This is a genomic window from Hyphomonas sp. (genome assembly GCF_040882205.1).
Classification (GTDB): domain Bacteria; phylum Pseudomonadota; class Alphaproteobacteria; order Caulobacterales; family Hyphomonadaceae; genus Hyphomonas.
Genome location: NZ_JBBEBT010000159.1, coordinates 1 through 4,325, shown reverse-complemented (window position 1 = coordinate 4,325; position 4,325 = coordinate 1). Strand labels below are relative to the sequence as shown.

The 4,325-nt window shown below is 65.9% G+C and carries 6 protein-coding genes; 1 reads left to right on the top strand and 5 read right to left on the bottom strand.

Going from position 1 to position 4,325, the window contains the following annotated elements; genetic code table 11:
• The 3 genes from WEA77_RS06475 to WEA77_RS06465 all read right to left on the bottom strand — a co-directional run.
• On the bottom strand, window positions 1-445 hold a 445-nt coding region (locus WEA77_RS06475; RefSeq protein ID WP_368067054.1), incomplete at its 3' end, for an alcohol dehydrogenase catalytic domain-containing protein.
• A 75-nt stretch (window positions 446-520) separates the two neighbouring features.
• Window positions 521-649, bottom strand: coding sequence for a hypothetical protein (locus WEA77_RS06470; RefSeq protein WP_368067053.1), 129 nt, complete (start codon window positions 647-649; stop codon window positions 521-523).
• A gap of 23 nt (window positions 650-672) precedes the next feature.
• Window positions 673-1,173 (bottom strand): hypothetical protein, encoded by a 501-nt coding sequence (locus WEA77_RS06465; protein ID WP_368067052.1) that lies wholly within the window; start codon window positions 1,171-1,173, stop codon window positions 673-675.
• 640 nt (window positions 1,174-1,813) lie between these two features.
• Here WEA77_RS06465 and WEA77_RS06460 point away from each other — a divergent pair.
• A complete protein-coding gene (locus WEA77_RS06460) occupies window positions 1,814-2,203 on the top strand; it encodes a limonene-1,2-epoxide hydrolase family protein (protein ID WP_368067051.1) in 390 nt (129 codons plus the stop codon).
• Here WEA77_RS06460 and WEA77_RS06455 read toward each other — a convergent pair.
• Together WEA77_RS06455 and WEA77_RS06450 are read right to left on the bottom strand one after the other, a co-directional pair.
• The gene (locus WEA77_RS06455) at window positions 2,200-3,777 is read right to left on the bottom strand and encodes an alkaline phosphatase (protein ID WP_368067050.1); all 1,578 of its coding nucleotides are present in this window, start codon (window positions 3,775-3,777) and stop codon (window positions 2,200-2,202) included. The genes WEA77_RS06460 and WEA77_RS06455 overlap by 4 nt on opposite strands.
• Window positions 3,778-3,844: 67 nt before the next feature.
• A partial coding sequence (locus tag WEA77_RS06450; protein ID WP_368067049.1) for an EamA family transporter occupies window positions 3,845-4,325 on the bottom strand: 481 nt, incomplete at its 5' end.

Here is a 4,325-nt window from a genome sequence, read left to right as displayed (position 1 = left end):
AAAGGGCGTTCTCGTGAACGAGGATCTGCTCGGCAAAGGAGGAAAGGTTCAGGAACTGGCCGACCTTTTCCTTACCAATGGAGAGGCGGGGCGCTTCTTCGGGTCCGCGCTTGAACTGTGCGCCATTGACCGTGTGGCAGATCGACATGTGGCCGGTGACGCAATATTCGCAAACGCCGCAGAAGGGCGAGAGGATGGAGATGACATGGTCGCCCGGCTTTACGGCCGAGACCATCGAGCCGACCTGTTCGACGACGCCGGCGCTTTCATGGCCGAGGATGACGGGCATCTCGGTCGGGAAATTGCCGTCCCAGAAGTGGACGTCTGAATGGCAGACGCCGATGGCCTTGAGGCGCACGAGAACCTCGCGCGGGCCGGGCTTGGAGATGGTGACGTCCTCGATCGACAGAGGCTTGTTGGCCTCGCGCATCACGGCAGCTTTCATGGCGGTTCCTCCGGAGGTTTTTGTGATTTCCGGAGTGTCGCGCAAGGCGGCCACTTTGGCCAGATTGACGCAGGGTTAGCTCGCCATCGCCTTCAACGCTGCACGGGTGAAATCGTCGGCGGGGAAGAGGCGTTCGGGGCGCAGGTCGCGGACGGTGATGTCTTCGCTGGTGCCGAAATGGGCGATGGTGGAGAGGAAGCTCATCTGGCCCCCGGGCGCATTGACGATCAGCGGGACGGGCGGGCGACGGGGTGGCGCAGGCTGGCCGCTTCAAGCGCTTCGAGGAGATCGCGCAGGACCGGGCCATTGCCGGCCTCGAGCGCTTCGGGGGCAATGCGGCCGCGCATTTCGCGGACGGCTGCGGGCAAGTTCTCGATCACCGCTTCGGCGGCGGGACTGTCCGTCAGCATACGGATGAGGCTGGTCTCGTTCGCCTCGCCTTGTGGCGGCGCAAGCAGGAGGGCGGTGGAGGTATTGGTGGCGCGAACGCGCCAGTGGCGGTCGGCAAGGATGGCAGGATATGGCGCAGGCCGGTCCATCATTTCCTGCAGCACGGCGCGGAAAGGCCCGGCGGCCTGAAGCAGCGCGTTGCGGCTGGCCAGCGCCAGGATGAGGCCGTCGGCAATCTGCAGCACCGTCTCGCGGCTGGGTTTTGCCTGGCCGGTCTCGAGGAAGGAGAGATGGAGGGCGGAGACATCGCAGTCGAGGGTGAGGTCGAGCTGGCTCATCCGGCGCGCGGCGCGAAAACGGCCCAGCAGAGCGGCAAGGGCATCTCTTTGGGCGGCAGGAGGGGAGGGCTCACGCAGGCTCATGCCGGCATGCTCGCAGGGACGGCTACGCGAGCCCATGACCTCGCAGGTAATTGCGGGCCTTACGCCTTCAGGGGCAGTCTCGCTGCATACGCAAGACAGGAGGCTGGCAATGAACGCATTCTGGAAAACATGGATCACGGCTCGGTGCAGGGGCATCATTATGCTTGGCGCGGCGCTGGCAGCCGGCGGCCTTCCGGCCACGGAGGGTATCGTTCGCCTGCTTTGAGGTATTCTCTCTGCCAGCCCCTTGCCTGCGGATTGTCTCGAGGCGCCGGGCATCCGCTTGTCAGTCGCGCTGATGGGCGCGGTGACGGCGGGGCGGGGCCTGACGATCCTTTTCCTCTTGCCCGCCATTCCCGTGCCGGAGCGAGCGCCTGGCGCGGGCTGACAGCGGCGCTGGTGATCTGGTTCCTGATCGATGGTGCGCTGTCGGCGGCGACCGCTTTGCAATCAGCAACCTGCCGAACACCGCGCTGGCGATTGCCTGCCTTGTGCCAGTGCGGGCCAGCGGCGCCCTCAGATCCAAAGCCTGATCCCGCTCCACAGGAGAGGCGCCATGCAGACCCTTCAACTTGACCCTGCAGGCACGGTTCACGCCTTCCTCAACGCGGTGAAAGCCTTCGACTATGATGCCGTGATGACACTGATCGCGGACACTCGTGATTACGAGAATATGCAGCTCGGCAAGGCTACCGGACCGGCGGGCGTGCGCGGGGTGCTGAAGGCGTTCTTCGCCCCGACGCTGGTCAACGAGTTCATCATTCTCCGTGAGCTTACGCACGGCAAGCATGTGTTCCTCGAACGGCTCGACCGCCACCAGCTGGCGACCGGACAGGTCGAGCTGACGGTCGCGGGGGTCTTCGAAGTCGAGAACGGCCAGATCACCGTCTGGCACGATTACTTCGACGCCGCGACGATCCGCTCTAAATGGCCAGCCCCGGGTTAGTCGGCGGCGGGCGCCGGCACGAGGCCCAGCGCGCGGGCCATGACGTGGAAGATCTCGCTCTGCTCGATCACGCCGCTGATCAGGTTTGCACCGGGACCGGAGGCGAGGGCGGCAACGTCCTCGCCTGCATGCGTTTCCGAATACATCGGCACGAGCGCAGGCTGGCGGAAATCGGGGGAGAGCGTATCGACGCCGGTGAGGTCCTGGCGGGCGCAGTCGAGCGCAGGCTTGCCGTCTGAGCCCGTGCCGGCTTCGCGGCAGGCGCCGGGTCCGTTGGCATAGCCAAGCGTCGTGTACGGAAGCCCGTCAGAGCCGCTCGAGCCGCCTTCGCCGCCAAGGCCGGAGGCGGAGAGGCCGAGGATTGGATTGCCGCGCTGAGCGTAGCCGGCAATCGTCAGCGTGTGCGAATGGTCGGCGGTGACGATGATCAGTGTCTCTTCCGGATTGGTCATCGCGAGCGCGGCGGCGATGGCCGCGTCGAAGGCCATGGTATCCTCAAGGGCGCGGATGGCGTTGCCGCCATGGTGGGCATGGTCGATGCGGCCACCTTCGACCATCAGGACATAACCGTCCGAATCCTGCGAAAGCCGGGAGATCGCTGCGCGGGTCATCTCGGCAATATGGGGCTCGCCGGCCTTGTCCTTCTCGCGGTCGAGTTCGAATTGCATGTGCGCCGGTTCGAACAGGCCAAGGACTTTGGCGGGACCGGAAAAGTCTGCGGCATCGAAGCCGGCCTTGTCGAAGACGAACTTGTGATCGGGAGATTTTCTGGTCCACTCCTCGATCAGGTTGCGCTTGTCGCTACGCTCGCCGGTCTTGTCTTCATATTCCGGATCCGGCGTACCGGTGGGCAGGAATTTCTCGCGGCCGCCGCCGAGGATCACGTCGAAGCTGCCTTCCGGCCATTCGATCAGCTGGCGGGCGATGTCCTTGCAGGTGTCGGACGAGGCGCCTTTCATGTCGGTGTCGGACTCCCAGTTGCGGTGGGGCGATTTGGCATAGGCCGATGCGGGAGTTGCGTGCGTGATGCGGGCGGTCGACACGAGGCCAGTTGCGAGGCCCGCCCGGGCGGCGAGTTCGAACAGGGTTTCGGCGGTGTTGCCCGCGACGCTGGCGCAGTTGCCATAGCTCGCCTTGCTGTTCACGCCGAGGACGCCGGAGAGGGTCTTGATGCCGCTGACCATGGCGACGGCGGTGCCGGCGGAATCGGAGATCTGGAAATTGTGGCTGTAGGTTTTCGACAGAGCCGAGAAGGGCAGGCCGTCCATCGCGAGGTGATAGCTTTCACCGTCAACCCCGGCAGACTGGCCGGCATAGATGCGGGCGGCGGTCATGGTGGAGATGCCCATACCGTCGCCGATGAAGAGGATGACGTTCTTCGCCGGCTTCGCGCCGCGCGCGCCGATGCGGGCGTCCACCGAGGCGGCGGCGGTGGTGTAGTAGGTATCGTCCGCCTGCTGAGGAACCTGCGGGGTGCGGGCAGGCGGGGCGGCGGCCTCCAGAGCGGCGACAGGCTGGTCCGGGGCGGTGGTGCAGCCGGCGAGGAGGGCGAGGGCGAGAAGGGCGAGGCGCATGGGGCTTGGCTCCGGATGGGCAGGGTTCGGGGCTGGTCTAGCCCGCTTTTGTGACAGTTGCGACCCTCTACGTTTCGGCAGCGATGCGGACACGCTGTTTCTGCTGGGCGAGCCAGACGGCGATGAGGATTGCCGCGGCGCCGGCGGCCTGGATTGCGCTGAGGGGCTCCTCGAACAGGCTCCAGGAGATCGCGGCGGCCACGACCGGCTGGGCGAGGACAAGGATGCCCGCGACGGCGGTGTCGGTCGAGCCGAGGCCGGAGATGATCAGGCCTTGCCCCGCCACCTGCACGATGATGGCGAGCGCCAGCGGCACTAGGAAACCGGCGGATGTTTTCGGCATGAAGTCTTCGCCGGAGGCGAGGACGACGAGGAAGGCGAGGCCGCTTTCGAAGACGCTGAGCCAGAACATGGCCTCAAGGCCGCCGAGGGTGCGCCGGGCGAGTTTGGAGAACAGCATGTAGAAGGAGACGAAGACGGCTGCCGCCAGCGCGAAGAGATCGCCGCGCAGGGCGCCGGGGCTGGCCGTGTCGCCGCCAAGCGACAGC

Excerpts from the sequence above, each read along its gene's own strand:
- WEA77_RS06470 (WP_368067053.1), bottom strand. The coding sequence starts at position 649 with ATGAGCTTCCTCTCCACCATCGCCCATTTCGGCACCAGCGAAGACATC.
- WEA77_RS06465 (WP_368067052.1), bottom strand. The coding sequence starts at position 1,173 with ATGAGCCAGCTCGACCTCACCCTCGACTGCGATGTCTCCGCCCTCCAT.
- WEA77_RS06460 (WP_368067051.1), top strand. The coding sequence starts at position 1,814 with ATGCAGACCCTTCAACTTGACCCTGCAGGCACGGTTCACGCCTTCCTC.
- WEA77_RS06455 (WP_368067050.1), bottom strand. The coding sequence starts at position 3,777 with ATGCGCCTCGCCCTTCTCGCCCTCGCCCTCCTCGCCGGCTGCACCACC.